Genomic DNA, 18,188 nt, shown 5'->3' on the forward strand with positions numbered 1-18,188 from the left:
ATGAACCAATTTTAAAGAAAATACGAATGACTCTTTTTTAATAAACCAATAAAATTCGAAGATAGGTTGGTAGAAAAAATATGCCAAAAAAAATAAAAAGGAGAACTTTCTTAAAACGTACCTTTGGAACGTTCCTAACAGTTCTCGGTCTCGGTTCAGGCGGTTACTTCTATGCCAATCGAATTGAACCTTCACTTTTAGAAATCAAAAGAATTGAAATCAAACATTCCTTAATTCCCCCTAGTTTTAACGGTACGACAATTGTCCAATTTAGCGATACCCACTTAGGTTTTCATTATAATATAAACCAATTTAAAAAATTGGTAGAAAAAATTAATCAACTCGAGCCTGATTTAATTTTTTTTACTGGAGATTTATTGGACGAGCCAAATAAATTTGATGAAATAAATAAAGTCGCTCCAATCTTGAAGCAATTAAATGCCACTATCGGTAAATATTGTATTTATGGAAACCATGACCATGGTGGTTATGGGTCAGAAATCTATCGAAACCTAATGGAATTTTCAAGCTTTACTGTACTGCTAAACGAATCCTTGCTTATTAAACAAAAAGATGGCACCTCTATTTCTCTTCTAGGTATAGACGACCGTATGCTGGGAAGACCCAATTTGGAAACCGCCATGAAACAGGTCCCCAAAGATTCATTTAAACTACTGTTATCACATGCTCCAGATGTTGCTGATGAAGCCTTAAATTATGGGGTACATTGGCAATTAAGCGGGCATAGTCATGGGGGACAGGTAAAAATCCCTTTTGTCGGTGCACTTGTGATCCCTCCATACGCACAGAATTACCCTGAGGGCCTCTATACGATTGGCCAGGACAATCCCTTATCGTTATATGTAAATCGGGGAATTGGTACCACTCGACTGCCCTTTCGATTCTTAGCAAAACCTGAATTAACTGTATTTACTCTCTCATCAGGAACAAATTAAGAAAATCCTTGCCAGTGATTGGATAAGGTTTTTTCTGTTTTTTACAATAATGTTTTTACTTTCTGGTATTTCTATTTTACAATTAATAATAATAATAAAGATAGACCAATATAAAAACTAAAAGGAGTACCTATTTTGACTGATGATAGAAAACACCCCCATACAAAAGGAAAGCTGACAATCGATAACCTCTCACAAGCTCTCTTTATTGTTAATCGCCATGCAAAAACAGCTCCAAACCCCAAATTTTTATACAAATTAAAGCATGAATCATTAAAAAAATTAATAGAAGAAGGAAAAGCAAAAAAAGTTGGCCTTCATTTTTCCCAAAACCCACGTAATAGTAAACAACAATCCGACGTCCTTGTCGAATGTGGTCATTATACCTTTCATATTCCTCCTACCAAGTCTGATTTTGCTGAACTGCCTCATTTGGGCAAGTTAGATGGCAGCGTAAGGAATCCAAAATCTTCACTTTCACTAAGCCAGGCAAAATCGGTGTTACAGATTTATACCGGAATTAATGAAATCGAACAGCCACCCTCAAATCGACAAAAAAACCGCCCCTATCAAAAACCTATTTTTAAAAAGTTAGGGGAAAGATATACGTAAAAAGCCGGACTCATCCGACTTTTTTACGTATTTTTTTATTATTGGAAATATTCTCTCCCAACCTCTACTTGCCAATAATTGTAGAATATTTCTATAAATCTGTTTATAATCAAAGGTATTGATGAAAGCAATGGAAGGATGAACAAGGTGGAGCATTTAATTAATACCAAAGTTCAAAATATTGAGGTTTCAGGAATCAGAAAATTTTATAATATGGTATCACACATAGATGATGTTATTTCATTAACTATTGGTCAGCCAGATTTTCAAACACCAGAGCATGTTAAACAGGCTGGCATTGAAGCGATCGAGGATAATTTCACCTCCTATACCCATAATGCAGGTATCAGTGAATTACGAATTGCTGCTTGCGATTTTGTTGCGAAAAAATACCATCTAGCTTATGAGCCAGATTCGGAAGTAATTGTTACTGTAGGAGCAAGTGAGGCCATTGATATCACATTTAGAACAATATTGGCTGAAGGTACAGAAGTAATTCTGCCTGGCCCAATATATCCTGGATATGAACCCATTATTCGGATGTGTGGGGCTGTCCCCGTGCATGTCGATATCAGGGAAAATGGATTTCGATTTACCTTAGAAATGATTAAACCTTATTTAACCGATAAGACACGCTGTATTGTAATGCCTTATCCATCTAACCCAACAGGAGTTAGTCTTACAGAGTCCGAGTTAAAGGAAATAGCGGATTACTTGAAAGAGAGAGATATATTCGTACTTGCAGACGAAATTTACAGCGAGTTGACTTATGATCAACCCCATATTTCGATTGCTGCGTTTTTAAAGGAGAAAACGATTGTCATTAATGGCTTATCAAAATCTCATTCAATGACTGGATGGAGAATTGGATTTCTATTTGCACCTAAAGACATTACAAAGCACATATTAAAGGTGCACCAATATAATGTCTCCTGTGCCAATTCAATTGCACAGAAAGCCGCTCTAGCCGCTTTAACAACGGGAATCGATGATGCCACTCCAATGAAAAAGGAATATATCATAAGACGCGACTATGTTTATAATCGTTTGTCCACCATGGGGCTTCGTGTAGTCAAGCCTGATGGGGCATTTTATTTCTTTGTGAAGATCCCTGACTTCATTCAATTAAATAGTTTTGACTTTGCCCTAGAGATGGTCCACCAAACAAAAGTAGCCGTAGTACCTGGAAGTGCATTCTCTGAATACGGTGAAGGTTATTTTAGATTATCTTTTGCCTGTTCATTAGAGACGTTAGAAACTGGATTAAACCGAATTGAGACATATTTAAACATGAAAAAGTAAAATTACCCTCACTGCTGCAGTGAGGGTAATTTTATTATTGACCTGTATATTTACCATTATTTTTAGGTGCTTTTTCTTTTTTCGCTTTATCTTTATGAATTTTATTTGTTGCTGCTGACCCCATCTCATGAGCAAATTCTTCATTTAAGACAGCAGAATCAAAACCCTTTTTATTTTTTTGCTGTGGGTCATTCTTTTTTGTTCTCTTTGCCATAAACAGTTTCCTCCTATTTCAGCTTCTATCATAGTTTCTGAAATCAAGAGCTATTTATTCAAGCCGGTTAGGACTTCCAATATTTATAAAGAGCTTGTGTTCCACTATTTTCCTCACCCAGTTCAGCAAGTTGGACATAAAGCTTCTTGGCCAAATCTAAACCAGGAACTTTCATGTCCATTTGCGCTGCTTCATCTAAGGCAATTTTCATATCTTTAATAAAATGTTTTATATAAAACCCGGGTTCAAAGTTACCATCAAGCATTCTTGGTGCCAGGTTGCTCAATGACCAGCTTCCTGCAGCGCCAGTTGTTATACTTTTTAAAACGGATTCTGGGTTTAACCCTGCTTTTTCAGCATATACGATCGCTTCACAAACACCTATCATATTAGAGGCAATCGCGATTTGGTTGCACATTTTGGTGTGCTGACCTGCACCGGCTTTACCCTGGTAGACGATAGTTGATCCCATCAAATTTAACAATGGTCTTATGGCCTCCACGTCCGCTTCCTCTCCGCCAACCATAATAGACAGCTTCGCTTCCTTTGCTCCTACATCCCCGCCAGAAACAGGTGCATCAATGGTATGTATTCCTCTTTCTTTCGCAGCCTTAAATATTTTTACTGCCAGTGATGGAGCTGAAGTTGTCATATCAACGAGGTAACTTCCCGCTTTAGCATGACTTACCAATCCATCTTTTCCTAAGTAAATCTCTTCAACGTCAGTGGGATAGCCAACCATGGTAATAACAACATTTGCCTTTCGAGCTACCTCTCGTGGAGTTCCCCCCCACTCTGCACCTTTTTCTAACAGTTCCAACGCCTTTTCCTTTGTCCTTGAATAAACAATTAATGGATAACCAGCAGCCATTAAATGTCCTGCCATACTTTTTCCCATTACGCCTGTCCCAATGAAACCAATAATAGTATTTTCTGGAGTAAACAATAGGATCAATCCTCCGATTATGAATTTCCTTCATAATTATATAATTTTTAACACAAAAAAACCGGAACTAAGTACTTTCCGGTTATCGTGCTCAATCTCCAAATTTATGCACCTTTTTAGTCTCTCCTAGATAAAAAAGTGATAAACACATTTTTCACAGCTCTGACGAAAAATTTGTTAGGTACACTCTTCCAAAAACTTCTTGGTTGTTATATATCTCGATTGAAACTGCCTGATTTTTTTCTATCATTGTTTGAAGCTCATGTATGTGTAAGTCATTTTTTAACGGCAGCGGGTCCATGAAAATATATTTTTCACTTTTACCCTTGACCTCCAAATATTCACCATTGAGAACTTGTTCTTCACCATATATTATTTCACGCTTACCTATCGCCGAAGCCAAACGATCATCATGAATGGTAACTTTGACTTTATATAATTCATGTCTATCCAATATCTCATTATTAATTCTAAATCGAAATTGAAGTTCATTATTTTTTGTTAACAAGGCATCCGCGTAACGATTGACAATCAGTTCCTTTGATAGGGGAATTCCACACCCGGTTAGTGTTGTGCCTAATAGAATCATACTTATTAAAACAAAAAACATTTTTATACTTCTCCGCATGATAAACACTCCTTTATGTTTTTACCTTAGCCAAATATTTCTGGTAATAAACGTTAAGCGAGGTCGTTATTGGAAGTATATGAGATAGTTAAATAGATTTAATCATACCCCCATCAACTAAAAAAGAACTTCCTGTCATATAGCTATTAGCATCGGAAAGGAGGAATACTGCTACATTGGCAAATTCCTCAGGTGTTCCATATCGCTTTAGCGGAATTTGCGCTTTCATGGTCAACTCAACACTTTCTACATCTATCCCCTGTTTATCTGCAGTAAATTGATCTAAGTGTCTGACGCGGTCGGTTGCAATTCGTCCAGGTGCAATTGTATTAATTAAAATATTATGTGGTGCCAATTCTGAGGCCAAAGTTTTGGAGAGTCCTACAATCCCTGTCCGAAAGGTGTTGGAGAGTATTAATCCAGGTATCGGTTCCTTTATCGAAGAGGACGCAATATTAAGAACCTTACCGCCTTGCTTTTTTAAGTATGGTAATGCTTCACGAATAGCACGAATATAGGATAATAAATTTAGTTCAAATGCATTTTCCCAATCTTCATCGGTTAAATCCTCGAAAGACCCAGCCGGTGGACCACCTGCATTATTGATAAGAATATGAAGACTTCCGAATACCTCAATTGTTTTAGAAACAAGCCTCTTAATATCTTTAGTTTCGGTTATATCTGCTTTTTGAAAAGCAACTTTACCGAGACCAATAGATTCTAACTCTGCAGCCTTCTTTATAAGTTTTTCCTCATCTCGGCCAGAGATCATTACATTTGTACCCTCTTTGACTAGTCGTTCTGCAATAGCAAATCCTAAGCCCTGACTGGAAGCCATAACAAGAGCTGTTTTTCCGCTCAAATTCAAATCCATCCGACTCATCCTCCTTGAACCTGTCTATCCTCATTATACTAAAAATTTCCTCTAATTCCTAAAACATGTACAAAAAAAAGAGACAGAATTATACTGTCTCTTTCAAATCAATTCTATTTTGTAGCATTGTTAACTGCTTCAATTACTTGAGCGGTTGTTTGCATATTTAAGACTTGATTAGCCAGGCTCTCCATTTCGGATTTGTTCAACTTTTTAATTTGTGAACGTGCTTTTAAAATTGACGTAGCACTCATTGAAAATTCGTCTAATCCAAGACCAAGAAGAAGTGGTATCGCTGTTTCGTCCCCAGCCATTTCACCGCACATTCCTGCCCATTTACCCTCTGCATGTGCTGCATCGATAACCATTTTAACCAATCGTAAAATCGATGGGCTATATGGCTGATAAAGATAAGACACACGTTGATTCATTCGGTCTGCTGCCATTGTATATTGGATTAAGTCATTTGTTCCAATACTAAAGAAGTCAACCTCTTTAGCAAATTGATCTGCTAAAACGGCAGTCGATGGAATTTCAACCATGATTCCCAGTTCAATTCTTTCTGAAACTGTTTGTCCTGCAGCAATAAGCTTTTGCTTTTCCTCTTCAAGAATCGCTTTTGCTTCACGGAATTCATCTAGAGTTGCAATCATCGGGAACATAATTTTTAAGTTTCCATAGCTGCTGGCACGGAGAAGCGCTCTAAGCTGGGTACGGAAAATATCTTGCTCCTCTAAACATAAACGAATAGCTCGGAATCCCAAAAACGGATTAAGTTCTTTTGGAAGTTGAAGATATGGAAGCTCTTTATCGCCGCCGATGTCCAAAGTACGAACAACAACTGGTTTCCCATTCATACCTTCTAAGACTGCTTTATAAGCGTCAAATTGTTCTTCTTCCGTAGGAAGCTGGTCTCTGCCCATGTAAAGGAACTCAGTTCGGTATAACCCTACACCTTCCCCACCATTTGCGATAACACCCTTTAAATCATTAGGAGTTCCGATATTTGCCGCTAATTCAACATGATGGTCGTCAGCTGATACCGTTTTCTCATTAACAAGCTTTGCCCACTCTATCTTTTGAGCTTCAAATTGCTCATGGATTTTGCGGTATTCTGCCACGAGTTCTGGAGTCGGGTTAATATGTACTTCACCTTTTAGACCATCGACAATGACCAAATCACCATTGTTGATTTCTTCAGTAGCGGTTTTTGTCCCTACAACAGCAGGTATCTCCATCGAACGAGCCATAATCGCAGAATGTGAAGTGCGTCCGCCAATATCAGTAGTAAATCCTAGCACATACTGTCTGTTTAATTGAGCAGTATCAGAAGGAGTTAAATCCTCAGCAACAATGATTACTTCTTCTGCAATCATGCTTGGATTTACCAGTTGCACACCTAGTAAATGTGAAAGGACGCGTTTTGTTACATCTCGGATATCCGCAGCACGTTCCTTCATATACTCATTGTCCATTTGTTCAAACATCATAACAAACATGTCAGCAGTATCTTTCAATGCGGCTTCAGCATTTACTTTTTCTGTCTTAATCTTATCTTCAATCGGTCCGTTTAATTCTGGATCCGTGAGGACAAGTAAATGTGCCTCAAAGATAGCTGCTTTATCCGCACCAAGTTCAACCTTGGCGCGATCACGAATAGCCTCAAGTTCTGCTTTAGATTTCTCTATTGCCGCTTGAAAACGAGCTACCTCTGAAGTCGTATCTTCAATGGTCTTATTTTCAAATGATAAATTTGGTTCTACTAACCGATATGCTTTTGCAATGGCAATGCCATTGGAAGCAGCAATTCCCTGTAAAAATGCCATTACTCAGCCAATCCTTCTTTTTTCAATAATTCTTCAAGGCTTCTTAGAGCTTCCTCACTGTCACTGCCTTCTGCACTGATAGCAATATCTGCACCTTGTCCAATTCCTAAAGACATAACACCCATAATCGATTTTAAGTTAACTTTTTTACCCTTATATTCTAAATTGATTTCAGAATCAAATTTGCTTGCAGTTTGCACAAGTAATGTTGCTGGTCTAGCATGAATCCCTGTATCAGCTGTTACTTTAAATTGTTTTTCTGCCATGTTAAATCAAACTCCTTCTCATTAATGTAAAATGATGCTGGCTATCGCATATCTAACAGCTTATAGTCAGATAAAAAAACTGAGCTAATTGTTATAGTTTCTCCAAAAGGAAATGAAGTATGTATGCTTGCGAGCCTCATTTTATTATTAGAATTTCATACATTTGCTAGAATAACATGTTCAAACACTTGAGACAACCAATAATACTTTTTGTAAGCGCATTAAAAAATCGACAAATCGTTTTTTTTTAAAAGTTCACAAATTAGCCATAAAAATAATAGAACGTAACATAAAACTTCTCTGCAAAAATTATCTTATTTAAGGCTATTTAAAGACCATTGCTGCTTTAACTGCCTTTTTCCATCCATCATAGAGACTACTTCGCTCCATATCAGTCATTTTTGGTAAGAACTTTTGTTCAGTTGTCCATTGCTTAGAAATTTCATCTTGGCTCCCCCAAAAGCCGACCGCCAATCCAGCTAGATATGCTGCTCCAAGTGCGGTTGTTTCATTCACTTTCGGTCTTTCTACAGGTACATTTAAAATATCACTTTGGAATTCCATTAAAAAATTATTTTTTACAGCGCCGCCGTCTACTCGAAGGGTTTTAAGTTCTATTAGGGAATCGGCTTCCATTGCAGATAGTACATCTTTTGTTTGATAGGCTAATGATTCGAGTGTGGCCCGGACAAAATGTTCTTTTGTAGTTCCTCTTGTTAAGCCAAAAACAGCCCCTCTTACATCACTATCCCAGTAAGGTGTCCCCAATCCGACAAACGCCGGAACCACATATACACCCTCTGTGGAATTCACCTTAACTGCATAGGACTCACTATCTATAGCGTCTTTAAACATCCTTAATCCGTCACGGAGCCATTGAATAGCAGACCCAGCTACAAAAATACTTCCTTCAAGTCCATATTCAACCTTACCGTTAAGTCCCCATGCTATCGTTGTCAGTAAACCATTTTTAGATCGTACGGCCCTATCACCGGTATTCATCAGCATAAAACAACCAGTACCGTAAGTATTCTTAGCCATCCCTTTTTCGAAACACGCTTGCCCGAAGAGTGCAGCTTGCTGGTCACCAGCTATCCCTGCGATGGGTGTCTCTCTCCCGAAAAAATGATAATCAATTGTTTTTGCATATATAGCAGATGAAGGCATAACTTCAGGCAGCATAGATTTTGGAACGTCCAATATCTCCAATAATTCATCATCCCATTGGAGGTCATAAATATTAAACATTAATGTTCTAGAGGCATTGGAATAATCCGTTACATGTGCTTGACCTCCCGAAAGTTTCCATACAATCCAGGTATCAATAGTCCCAAATAAAAGTTTACCCTGTAATGCTTTCTTACGTGCACCATCAACATGATCCAAGATCCATTTAACTTTTGTTCCTGAGAAATATGCGTCTATTAAAAGACCTGTTTTTGAGCGAAAAAGGTCGTCATAGCCCTTTACTTTTAACTCCTCACAAATCTCACTTGTTTGTCTTGATTGCCATACGATTGCGTGATAGATAGGCTCTCCTGTCTCCTTATCCCAAATCACCGTAGTTTCTCGTTGATTAGTGATACCTATTCCAGCAATTTGCTCTGGTTTGACTCCTGATTCAGACATTACTTCAGCAATAACTGATAAAACTGAGCCCCAAATTTCGTTTGCGTTATGCTCCACCCAGCCAGGTTTAGGAAAATGCTGAGTAAACTCTTTTTGTGCAATAAAAACAATTTCACCTTGTTTATTAAATAGAATAGCCCTAGAGCTTGTAGTTCCTTGGTCTATAGAGAGAATAAACGTCTCCAAAAAGATCCCCCCTATTCACGATATAGTTTAGTTTCAATTTCTAATACTTTTACTAGGTACACTTTCTTCTTAACTTCTAGGTTCCTGCAGGTAATGATATAACACATCTCCACCTCGCTGACCTATACCTCGAAAATGTTTAAAGTCATCTCTTTTGACAAGGACTTGACGAAAAACCATAAATTCTTCTTTCTTAACATAGAACTCTGATAGCTCACCTTTTTTTAATTTTTCCAAGATTTCTTGTACAAACTGTTCATTCATAAACGGCACCACCTTTAGTACCATTTTATAGTAAGGCGCATGATCATAGTCAATATTTGTATGATCTTCTATAAAAATTTCTTCTTTAAATGTAAACGATTGCATTTTTTTATAATTTTTATAAGTAATTAACAAAATTGTCAAAAAAAAGCCTTTACGAAACATACAAAGTAGTGCAAACTGTTACTTAAATGAATATATATAGATTGTCAGGTAAAGGAGAGAGACTAATTGAAAAAAGCAGAAGTAGGTAATGTCATTGAATTTCGAGGCGGATTAAAAGGTATTGTAGAAAAGGTCAATGAAAACTCTGTAATAGTCGACCTAACACTCATGGATAATTATCGTGATCTAGAATTGGATCAGCGGACTGTTGTGAATCATAAAAATTATAAGATTGTAAAAGAAAGCGCTTATTAATTTAATAGCTTGGTAGTTTAGGCAGCCAAAGGCTGCCTTTTTAGTTATTATTTTTCTCGTCCAGCTTCTTTTAACAGTTGATCTTTGGATTTCACTTTTCCGTGTGGATTTTGGTCTTGTTTACGAACTGTCCATTCTCGCTCTTGCTGGCTTTGGGATTTGCTCATTGTTGTTCCTCCTTTCCTTTGACCTTCATATTTTTTGCAATTTTTTTATTCTTATTTATTGGATTCGAACAAAAGTGTGATGTAAACATTTCCTTTCATAAATTTTTTTTGTTAAAATAAATTTTATTGTTAGAAAGGAGGTAATAGTAAGTGAAAAATAGCTTTTTTGATCTTCGGTTAATCTTTGGGTTAATCATTGCTCATGCTCTTATGTATTTCACCTTTTATGACCGAGCCATATTCTGGTACATCTTTACCGGTTCACTACTTATATTGATTACATACGCTATGTTTCAAGAAGCTGTCGAGGATGAAGCGTCATTTTTTAAATATATCACCATCGGTACAATATCGGGACTAATTCTCTATTTCTTATTTTGGCTGGGAGTACAAGCCTTTGACCTGCTAAATCTGCCTTTTGAAAATAGTATTAAGAAACTCTACCGCTGGTTTGCCCCTGCATTATTTTGGCAATACCTGGCACTCATTTTAGTAGCAGCACCTGGAGAAGAACTCTTTTGGCGTGGATTTGTTCAAAAAAGATTACTTCGCTATTTTGGTCCATTAAAGAGTATTTTAATTGCTGCTCTGCTTTATGCTTCGGTTCATATTTACTCGGGAACGATAATCCTAATGCTTGCTGCATTCCTTTCTGGTCTTATGTGGGGTGCACTATATCTATGGAAGAAAAGTATGCCTCTAGTTATTGTTTCACATATTGTCTTTGACATCATGATCTTTATTATTTTGCCGTTAAAATAGGAAAAGCACTTGTCAAAATAACGACAATGCTTTTCCTATTTTTATCATTTCAGAGGCTTCCTCCATAGTAGTATAAAAAAGATTAGACTAATATAGCCAAACATTGGATAAAGATTAGACAGCAGCTTGCTATAGTCAATAAGACTGATCATATATGAAACGAAGAAAATGGCTGAAATTGTAAGGAATGTAGGAACTTGAACATACTGCTTTAATTGACGGTCCAATCCAAAAACATTTCCAATGACTGATGTAAAGATTTCACCATAAATAACAAGGACAAATATCCAATAAAAGAAAGGCGCAATTTGCTTCATAATTATGGCCATCGGTATCTCATAAAGCTCAAAATTTGGGAGCATGATCAAGGTAAAGTGGCTGGATATTAAGATAAGAGTTAAAGCCGCCCCTCCTAAAATACCTCCCCACTTTATTGTCCAATCATCCTTAATTTCATTTGCAATTGGAACAAGCACAGCTTGTGCTAATGCCAGGTTTAATGCTGTATAAGAAAACGGTGCTAATAAACTTTTCCAGCCGTCCTCCGTATGTGGTACCAATAATAAATGATTAACAAAATCGGGCTGCTTAACAGACAGTGACATTAACATAAGACTGAAACAAACCATAATGGGAACTACAAACGAATTGACAGCAAATAACCCCTTTGTGCCAACCAGCATGACAATAAAGGATAATATTATTGTTATATAAACCCCTAAATTCTTCGATAGTCCTAGCTGCTCCTCAAACACTGCTCCGGCACCAGCAAGCATCACTGCACTCACTCCAAGTAGCATAAAAAGCATAATTATATTAATACCCCTGCCTGCCCATTTCCCAAACAGGTGTATATTAAACTCTTGATACGATACTGCGTTAATTCGAGCAGCAATTCTCATTAACTTTGATCCTAACACGATAAGGAGGTAGCCGCTCAATAAAATACCCAGAAAGCCAATGAAACCAAACCGAGAGAAAAACTCAACGATTTCTCTTCCTGTAGCAAATCCCGCCCCAACTACAGTACCAACGTACACGGCAGCGATTTGAAATGCTGCTGACCAATTCCTTTTCACCTCATCTCCCCCTCAAATACACTATATGAGCAATAGGACAAACAAAGACGAGCTTTTTATAAATTGGCTTAATTTGTTAGTAGAAAATATTACCATAAGCAAAACTCTTGAAAGTCAAAAAAGGTCAAAGTATACTAATTACACAAGGTCAAATATAGTCAAAGTCAAATAAATAGTAAATATATTTTTAGGAGGTTTTATATTATGCTGTGTCAATTATGTAAAGATAACCAAGCCAATATTCAACTAAATATAAACATTAATGGACAACACAGCAATATGAAGCTGTGCCATGAATGTTATTCAAAAAATAAAAATATGATTCATTCAGGAATGGGTCCCAATATGAATTCCATCCCTGGATTTTCATTTGATGATTTATTTTTCAATATGAAGAGCTCTGAAAATAATCAATTAAATGGTCAGATACCTTCTACACAAAAAGGTCAGGGCGGCTTTATTGATCAATTTGGCCGCAATTTAACAAATATGGCCAGAGCTGGTCTCATAGACCCCGTGATTGGCCGTGATGAAGAAGTTAAAAGGGTCATTGAAATATTGAATCGCCGTAATAAAAACAATCCAGTATTAATTGGTGAACCAGGTGTTGGGAAAACAGCTATTGCTGAAGGTCTTGCGATGAAAATAGTCGATGAAAAGGTACCAGGCAAATTAAAAAATAAAGAAGTTTATTTACTAGATGTTGCTTCTTTAGTTGCAAACACAGGTGTCCGTGGGCAGTTTGAAGAAAGAATGAAGCAATTAATCGCAGAATTACAGGAGCGTAAGAATATTATTCTTTTCATTGACGAGATCCATCTCCTTGTAGGAGCAGGTTCTGCAGAGGGTTCAATGGACGCGGGTAACATTTTAAAACCAGCTCTTGCACGCGGTGAACTTCAACTTGTCGGCGCAACAACACTGAAAGAGTATCGTCAAATAGAAAAAGATTCCGCTCTAGAACGTCGATTCCAGCCAGTTCAAGTAGCGGAACCGACTCCTGAGGCGGCAATTGAAATCTTAAAAGGAATTAAGAATAAATACGAGGATTACCATGAAGTAACCTACTCTGACGCAGCGATTAAAGCTTGTGTGCAGTTGTCACACCGTTATATCCAGGATCGCTTCTTACCTGATAAGGCGATTGATTTACTTGATGAAGCAGGCTCAAAAATCAATCTTACTTCAGATGGTCAAAGCAAAGATCAGATTGAGAAACGGTTAAAGGAAATTGCTGTTCAAAAAGATTCAGCGCTTAAAAATGAAAACTACGAATTAGCTGCCTCGCTTCGTGATGAAGAAGCCTTGCTTGAGAAATCATTAAATGAAACTTCAGAGATCACAAGACCGGTTGTAGAACTTTCACATATTCAAGAAATTATTGAGCAAAAGACCGGTATTCCTGTTGGTAAATTACAAGAGGATGAGCAGCAAAAACTTAAAGCTCTTGAGGAAAACTTAAATTCTAAAGTCATCGGCCAGATAAAGGCTGTAGAGAAGGTTTCAAAAGCAATTAGAAGAAGCCGTGCCGGCTTAAAATCTAAGAATCGTCCGATTGGCTCTTTCCTTTTTGTCGGACCAACAGGCGTTGGTAAAACGGAACTTTCCAAAACATTGGCTGAAGAATTATTTGGTTCATCTGAATCGATGATTCGTTTAGATATGAGTGAATATATGGAAAAACACAGTATTTCCAAATTAATTGGTTCTCCTCCAGGCTATGTAGGCCATGATGAAGCAGGACAACTGACTGAAAAGGTAAGAAGAAACCCATACAGCATCATTTTATTAGATGAGATTGAAAAAGCGCATCCAGATGTGCAGCATATGTTTTTACAGATTCTTGAGGATGGGCGTCTTACTGACAGTCAAGGAAGAACAGTAAGCTTTAAGGATTCAGTGATCATCATGACAAGCAATGCTGGTGTGGGACACAAAACCATTCATGTTGGCTTTGGAACAAATGAAGCAATGGAAGAAGCTTCTATCCTGGATTCTTTAGGCAGCTTTTTCAAGCCAGAGTTTTTAAACCGTTTTGATAGTATTATCGAATTTAACTCACTTGAAAAAGAACATATCATGCAGATTGTTGATTTAATGGTGAATGATTTACAAGAAACATTAAAAGAGCAAGATATTGAATTCACAATTACACTTGAAGCGAAAGAAAAGCTTGCGGAGCTAGGCTACCATCCAGCTTTTGGTGCCCGCCCGCTTCGAAGAGTAATACAGGAACAAATTGAAGATAAAATTGCAGACTATATTTTAGACCAGCCTGAGGCAAATAAGTTAGCTGCCATTTTAGAAGGTGCCAAATTGAAGGTATCATCCGCTGAAAGTGTAAACGTTCATTAATAAAAAAAGCGAAGCCATCAGGCTTCGCTTTTTTTCATATTGTTGAAAAACAATTTAGTCAATGAAATCCTTTTGAATTTTCACCTGTTTTTTCGTGTGAGGCTGTGTTAAACTAGGCTGTTGATTTGCGCTCCAGGCGCTATGCTTTCCGCTCGCCCGCCCGTGAGCCTCCTCGGTCGTTCCGACCTGCGGGGTCTCACTCAGCTCGTTCATCCCGCAGGAGTCAAGCGCCTTCCGCCCCGATCAACAGGTTCTTAAACCAACAGTATCCGTTGACGACACTGAGGGTGTTCATTCGTTGCCGTTCTGCGATAGGAAATATACGCAAAGATATTCCGTTTAAATAACTCTATTGCTAATCGTGCTTTATAGTATCCTGCATCAAGTGCGATCTCACTACTGTAACGACCAAAAAGATTCCGTAAGGAATCCAGCTGGGATGGTAGTATTTTGTGTCCGGGAACATTGGCAGCGGTCACTTCAGCGGAAATAATGAAATTGTGAAGGCTATCGACAATACGATGTTCAAAATACGCAAAACGGCCACGTTTTTCGTGTTTTACAGATAATCGAGCATCTGGGTCAACTGGACTTCGATTGGTCCGTTTATAAATCTTTTTATCTCCTTTTGCTTTCAGTGGTTTCTTTCCATACTTAAAACGAAACTCATTAATTTTCTTCAAGGTTTCCATAGCTTCTTTGACTATCGTTTCTGTAAAACATACTTCTCTTTTTCTCTTGTTACAATTCGCTTTTAATTCTGTTTCATCCGCGACCCAGGTTTGATGGGCGAGAAATCCTTCTTGATGAAACATACATAAATGACCATTGAAGAGCTTTCTCCAGAAAATAGTTCCCTCTAATCGCTTAAATAAAAATTTAGAAATAGTAGAATGGTCCGGAACTTTAATAAAAGGAGAGATCCCTAAAAACCACCTATATGTAGCGTTTTGTTGCACCTGCTTACAGGTGATCGGAACGAATGGAATCCTTCCAATGATTGAATCATTAGGATTTTGACTATTACAATAGGATATACCGAGGGACTACCGAATGGTTTAGGATAGTATACTTTGAGGTTTTCATATAGCTGATACCAGTTCATAGTCTGATCAATCTGAACTAGTTGATGAGAAGGATCATACATATTAAGATAAAACTTCCGATTCTGTTCAACTTGATGAGGAGTATAGGTGAAAAGCATAAAAAAACCTCCTCGATTTATTCACTTCGAGGAGATTTTTTAAGATTTTCCATATTTTGTCCATTAAAAAAAGACTTTTTTCAACAGAGTGAAAAAAAAGCGAAGCCATCAGGCTTCGCTTTTTTTATTTGATTTCGTTATTATAATTTTTGATCTTCAACCGAATTTAACCAGTTTTCAGTTTCGCCAACTACCGATTCTACGCAGCCATCCTCAAATGGTGAAATCAGATTAGCTTCTCTAACCAACTTTGTAAATGACATGCTTCCGCCAAGTTTACAAAGATTTACATAGTCTGCCCAAGCCTCTTCTTGATTTTCCCTCGAACGTTTCCAGAATTGGAGGGCACAAATCTGAGCTAATGTGTAATCGATATAATAGAAAGGCGAGTTAAAAATATGTCCCTGCCGCTGCCAGAAACCGCCATTCTCTAAATAAGCATTTCCATCATAATCTTTATGCGGCAAATACTTTTTCTCAATTTCACGCCATTGCTGTTTACGTTCTTCCGGAGAAGCCTGCCAATTTTCATATACCCAGTGTTGGAATTCATCTACGGAAACTCCATATGGAAGAAATAATAACGCATCACTTAGGTGCGAAAATTTATATTTATCGGTATCTTCCTTAAAGAAAAGGTCCATCCATGGCCATGTGAAAAATTCCATGCTCATGGAATGAATTTCACAAGCTTCGTAAGTTGGCCAATAATATTCAGGGATTTCAAAATTCCTGCTGGAATAAACCTGGAATGCATGACCGGCTTCATGTGTTAGTACATCAATATCCCCTGAGGTTCCATTGAAATTTGAAAAGATAAACGGTGCCTTGTAGTTTTCGATAAAAGTACAATACCCGCCTCCTGCTTTACCTTTTTTGGCCACAAGATCCATTAAGTTGTTATCCTGCATGAATTTAAAGAACTCTCCTGTTTCCTTAGATAGTTCTTCATACATCTTTTGACCATTTTCAATAATCCATTCAGGAGTGCCTTTTGGAATAGCATTACCTGTTTTATAGTTAAAGCCCTCGTCGTAGTATTTTAACTGTTCAACACCGATACGGTCCTGTTGTCTTCTTTTTAGTTTCGTTGCAATCGGAACAATAAAGTTCTTCACCTGCTGACGAAAGTTTGCCACCATTTCAGCATTATAATCCGTTCTCATCATTCGATAATAGCCTAGTTCAACAAAATTTTTATAACCTAATGTATGGGCAATTTCAGTCCTTACCTTCACCAGGTCATCATAGATACGATCTAGCTCGCTTTCATGCTGGGCTAAGAAACCGAACTTTGCTTCAGACGCGAGTTTTCTAGTTTCTCTGTCTGTTGATTGAGTGAACGGCTCTAATTGAGCCAGTGTTCTTTCTTCCCCTTCAAAATTAATTTTTGCTGAAGCAATTAGTTTTGTATACTCTGTCGATAAACGGTTTTCCTTTTGAAGTAAAGGAACGATTTCTGGTTTAAAAGTCTTTAACTGTCCTTCTGCGAGCGCAAATAATTGCTTACCCCATTTCGCTTCTAATTCGCTCCGAAATTTAGAAGTTACTAATGCCTGATAATATTTTGTTACAAGCCCTTCTATTTCAGGCTGAACTTCATCCATATAATCCTGCTCTGCTTTATAAAACTCATCATTCGTATCAACAGAATGGCGAATATAGCAAAGATTGAACATCGTCCCAATATCATTTCTAATTTCATTCACTTCGTTCATGGCTGCACTTTGCTCTTCTAGAGAAGAAGCATTCGCAAACTTTTCGATTGCGGCCTCAAATCTTGCTTTTACTTCATCAAGGTTTGGCCGGATATATGTATACTCTTCAAATCTCATTGATACATCTCCTTTATATCAAACTTTTTCCAACATTTATTCTTCGACACTATCCATTAATATTCCTTCAAACAAAAAAAATACGGCAAATGCCGTATTAAAATTTACCAGCTGGCAAACCAAGTTTTTTCAACAATTCAATTGCTTCCTGTTTTTCAGAATCTGTCAAACTAGACATCAGTGAATGAATCTGCTGGGCGTGTTCTGGAAAGATTTCTTGAATAAACTCTTTCCCTTTATCGGTAATTTGTGCAAAGGTTACTCTTCTATCGTTAGGGCAAGCAATCCTTACTAAAAATCCTTTTTGTTCTAACTTATCGACAACATAGGTGATGCTTCCGCTGGCTAGTAATATTTTCCCGCCGATTTGCTGCATAGGCTGATCACCCTTATGATATAAAAGCTCTAATACGGCAAATTCGGTTGGATTTAATCCGCTTGCTTGAATAACTTTATTAACATGCTCATTAATTGCTTTATAAGCTCTGGATAAAACAATATAAAGCTTCAGTGATTGGGAAACAGAATCATTTTCCATTGTGAATCATCCTTTTTATTTATGTCTAGCTCAGCACCTTGTCCAGGGTCATAAGCCCTTGGACAGGTGCTTCTGCTTTTCTGATTATCTCGACTTCAAGATTATTATAAAAAACTTTTGGTTTG

The 18,188-nt window shown here is 37.4% G+C and carries 19 protein-coding genes and 1 pseudogene; 6 read left to right on the plus strand and 14 right to left on the minus strand.

What is annotated here, in order from left to right:
* The first annotated feature begins 80 nt into the window (after window positions 1-80).
* The 3 genes from ACN6MT_RS25760 (at window position 81) to ACN6MT_RS25770 (ending at window position 2,870) form a co-directional block, all read left to right on the plus strand.
* Window positions 81-956: a metallophosphoesterase gene (locus tag ACN6MT_RS25760; RefSeq protein WP_419888610.1), complete on the plus strand. Its 876-nt coding sequence runs from the start codon at window positions 81-83 to the stop codon at window positions 954-956.
* A 135-nt stretch (window positions 957-1,091) separates the two neighbouring features.
* A complete protein-coding gene (locus ACN6MT_RS25765) occupies window positions 1,092-1,568 on the plus strand; it encodes a YkyB family protein (RefSeq protein ID WP_419888611.1) in 477 nt (158 codons plus the stop codon).
* A gap of 147 nt (window positions 1,569-1,715) precedes the next feature.
* Window positions 1,716-2,870 (plus strand): aminotransferase A, encoded by a 1,155-nt coding sequence (locus ACN6MT_RS25770; RefSeq protein ID WP_419888612.1) that lies wholly within the window; start codon window positions 1,716-1,718, stop codon window positions 2,868-2,870.
* A 34-nt stretch (window positions 2,871-2,904) separates the two neighbouring features.
* Here ACN6MT_RS25770 and ACN6MT_RS25775 read toward each other — a convergent pair whose 3' ends face one another.
* From ACN6MT_RS25775 to ACN6MT_RS25810, 8 genes are all read right to left on the minus strand, one after another.
* Window positions 2,905-3,084, minus strand: a complete 180-nt coding sequence (locus tag ACN6MT_RS25775; protein WP_063251536.1) for a hypothetical protein — start codon at window positions 3,082-3,084, stop codon at window positions 2,905-2,907.
* A gap of 67 nt (window positions 3,085-3,151) precedes the next feature.
* Window positions 3,152-4,030 carry an NAD(P)-dependent oxidoreductase gene (locus ACN6MT_RS25780; protein WP_419888613.1) on the minus strand — a complete coding sequence of 293 codons (879 nt, stop codon included), beginning with the start codon at window positions 4,028-4,030 and terminating at the stop codon, window positions 3,152-3,154.
* 154 nt (window positions 4,031-4,184) lie between these two features.
* Entirely contained in the window at window positions 4,185-4,658 is a 474-nt protein-coding gene (locus tag ACN6MT_RS25785; protein WP_063251534.1) for a hypothetical protein, read from the minus strand.
* Between the two features lie 88 nt (window positions 4,659-4,746).
* Complete coding sequence (locus ACN6MT_RS25790) at window positions 4,747-5,532, minus strand: SDR family oxidoreductase (protein ID WP_419888614.1); 786 nt, start codon at window positions 5,530-5,532, stop codon at window positions 4,747-4,749.
* Window positions 5,533-5,645: 113 nt separating this feature from the next.
* Window positions 5,646-7,358, minus strand: a complete 1,713-nt coding sequence (gene ptsP / locus ACN6MT_RS25795) for a phosphoenolpyruvate--protein phosphotransferase (RefSeq protein ID WP_419888615.1) — start codon at window positions 7,356-7,358, stop codon at window positions 5,646-5,648.
* Entirely contained in the window at window positions 7,358-7,624 is a 267-nt protein-coding gene (locus tag ACN6MT_RS25800; RefSeq protein ID WP_063251531.1) for a phosphocarrier protein HPr, read from the minus strand. The genes ptsP and ACN6MT_RS25800 overlap by 1 nt, the downstream gene beginning before the upstream one ends.
* Window positions 7,625-7,948: 324 nt before the next feature.
* A complete protein-coding gene (gene glpK / locus ACN6MT_RS25805) occupies window positions 7,949-9,439 on the minus strand; it encodes a glycerol kinase GlpK (protein ID WP_419888616.1) in 1,491 nt (496 codons plus the stop codon).
* Between the two features lie 69 nt (window positions 9,440-9,508).
* Window positions 9,509-9,703: a hypothetical protein gene (locus ACN6MT_RS25810; RefSeq protein ID WP_419888617.1), complete on the minus strand. Its 195-nt coding sequence runs from the start codon at window positions 9,701-9,703 to the stop codon at window positions 9,509-9,511.
* Window positions 9,704-9,934: 231 nt separating this feature from the next.
* Between ACN6MT_RS25810 and ACN6MT_RS25815 the strand changes: the two genes are divergently transcribed.
* Entirely contained in the window at window positions 9,935-10,123 is a 189-nt protein-coding gene (locus ACN6MT_RS25815) for a YkvS family protein (protein ID WP_063251529.1), read from the plus strand.
* Between the two features lie 47 nt (window positions 10,124-10,170).
* On the opposite strand, the gene ACN6MT_RS25820 is transcribed toward ACN6MT_RS25815, so the two are convergent.
* Entirely contained in the window at window positions 10,171-10,290 is a 120-nt protein-coding gene (locus ACN6MT_RS25820; RefSeq protein WP_235847045.1) for a DUF6254 family protein, read from the minus strand.
* 150 nt (window positions 10,291-10,440) lie between these two features.
* Between ACN6MT_RS25820 and ACN6MT_RS25825 the strand changes: the two genes are divergently transcribed.
* The gene (locus ACN6MT_RS25825) at window positions 10,441-11,052 is read left to right on the plus strand and encodes a CPBP family intramembrane glutamic endopeptidase (protein WP_419888618.1); all 612 of its coding nucleotides are present in this window, start codon (window positions 10,441-10,443) and stop codon (window positions 11,050-11,052) included.
* Window positions 11,053-11,096: 44 nt separating this feature from the next.
* On the opposite strand, the gene ACN6MT_RS25830 is transcribed toward ACN6MT_RS25825, so the two are convergent.
* Entirely contained in the window at window positions 11,097-12,131 is a 1,035-nt protein-coding gene (locus ACN6MT_RS25830) for a GerAB/ArcD/ProY family transporter (protein ID WP_419888619.1), read from the minus strand.
* A gap of 204 nt (window positions 12,132-12,335) precedes the next feature.
* Between ACN6MT_RS25830 and ACN6MT_RS25835 the strand changes: the two genes are divergently transcribed.
* Entirely contained in the window at window positions 12,336-14,486 is a 2,151-nt protein-coding gene (locus tag ACN6MT_RS25835) for an AAA family ATPase (RefSeq protein WP_419888620.1), read from the plus strand.
* Between the two features lie 254 nt (window positions 14,487-14,740).
* Here ACN6MT_RS25835 and ACN6MT_RS25840 read toward each other — a convergent pair whose 3' ends face one another.
* The 4 genes and pseudogenes from ACN6MT_RS25840 to ACN6MT_RS25855 form a co-directional block, all read right to left on the minus strand.
* A complete protein-coding gene (locus ACN6MT_RS25840; RefSeq protein ID WP_419956558.1) occupies window positions 14,741-15,301 on the minus strand; it encodes a transposase in 561 nt (186 codons plus the stop codon).
* 72 nt (window positions 15,302-15,373) lie between these two features.
* Window positions 15,374-15,445, minus strand: a pseudogene (locus tag ACN6MT_RS25845) (hypothetical protein); the annotation flags it as partial.
* 385 nt (window positions 15,446-15,830) lie between these two features.
* Window positions 15,831-17,525, minus strand: coding sequence for a M3 family oligoendopeptidase (locus tag ACN6MT_RS25850; RefSeq protein WP_419888621.1), 1,695 nt, complete (start codon window positions 17,523-17,525; stop codon window positions 15,831-15,833).
* 97 nt (window positions 17,526-17,622) lie between these two features.
* Window positions 17,623-18,063, minus strand: coding sequence for a MarR family winged helix-turn-helix transcriptional regulator (locus ACN6MT_RS25855; protein WP_063251524.1), 441 nt, complete (start codon window positions 18,061-18,063; stop codon window positions 17,623-17,625).
* Between the last annotated feature and the right edge of the window lie 125 nt (window positions 18,064-18,188).

It is taken from the genome of Neobacillus niacini (assembly GCF_048572935.1).
In the GTDB taxonomy this organism is placed as follows: domain Bacteria; phylum Bacillota; class Bacilli; order Bacillales; family Cytobacillaceae; genus Neobacillus; species Neobacillus niacini.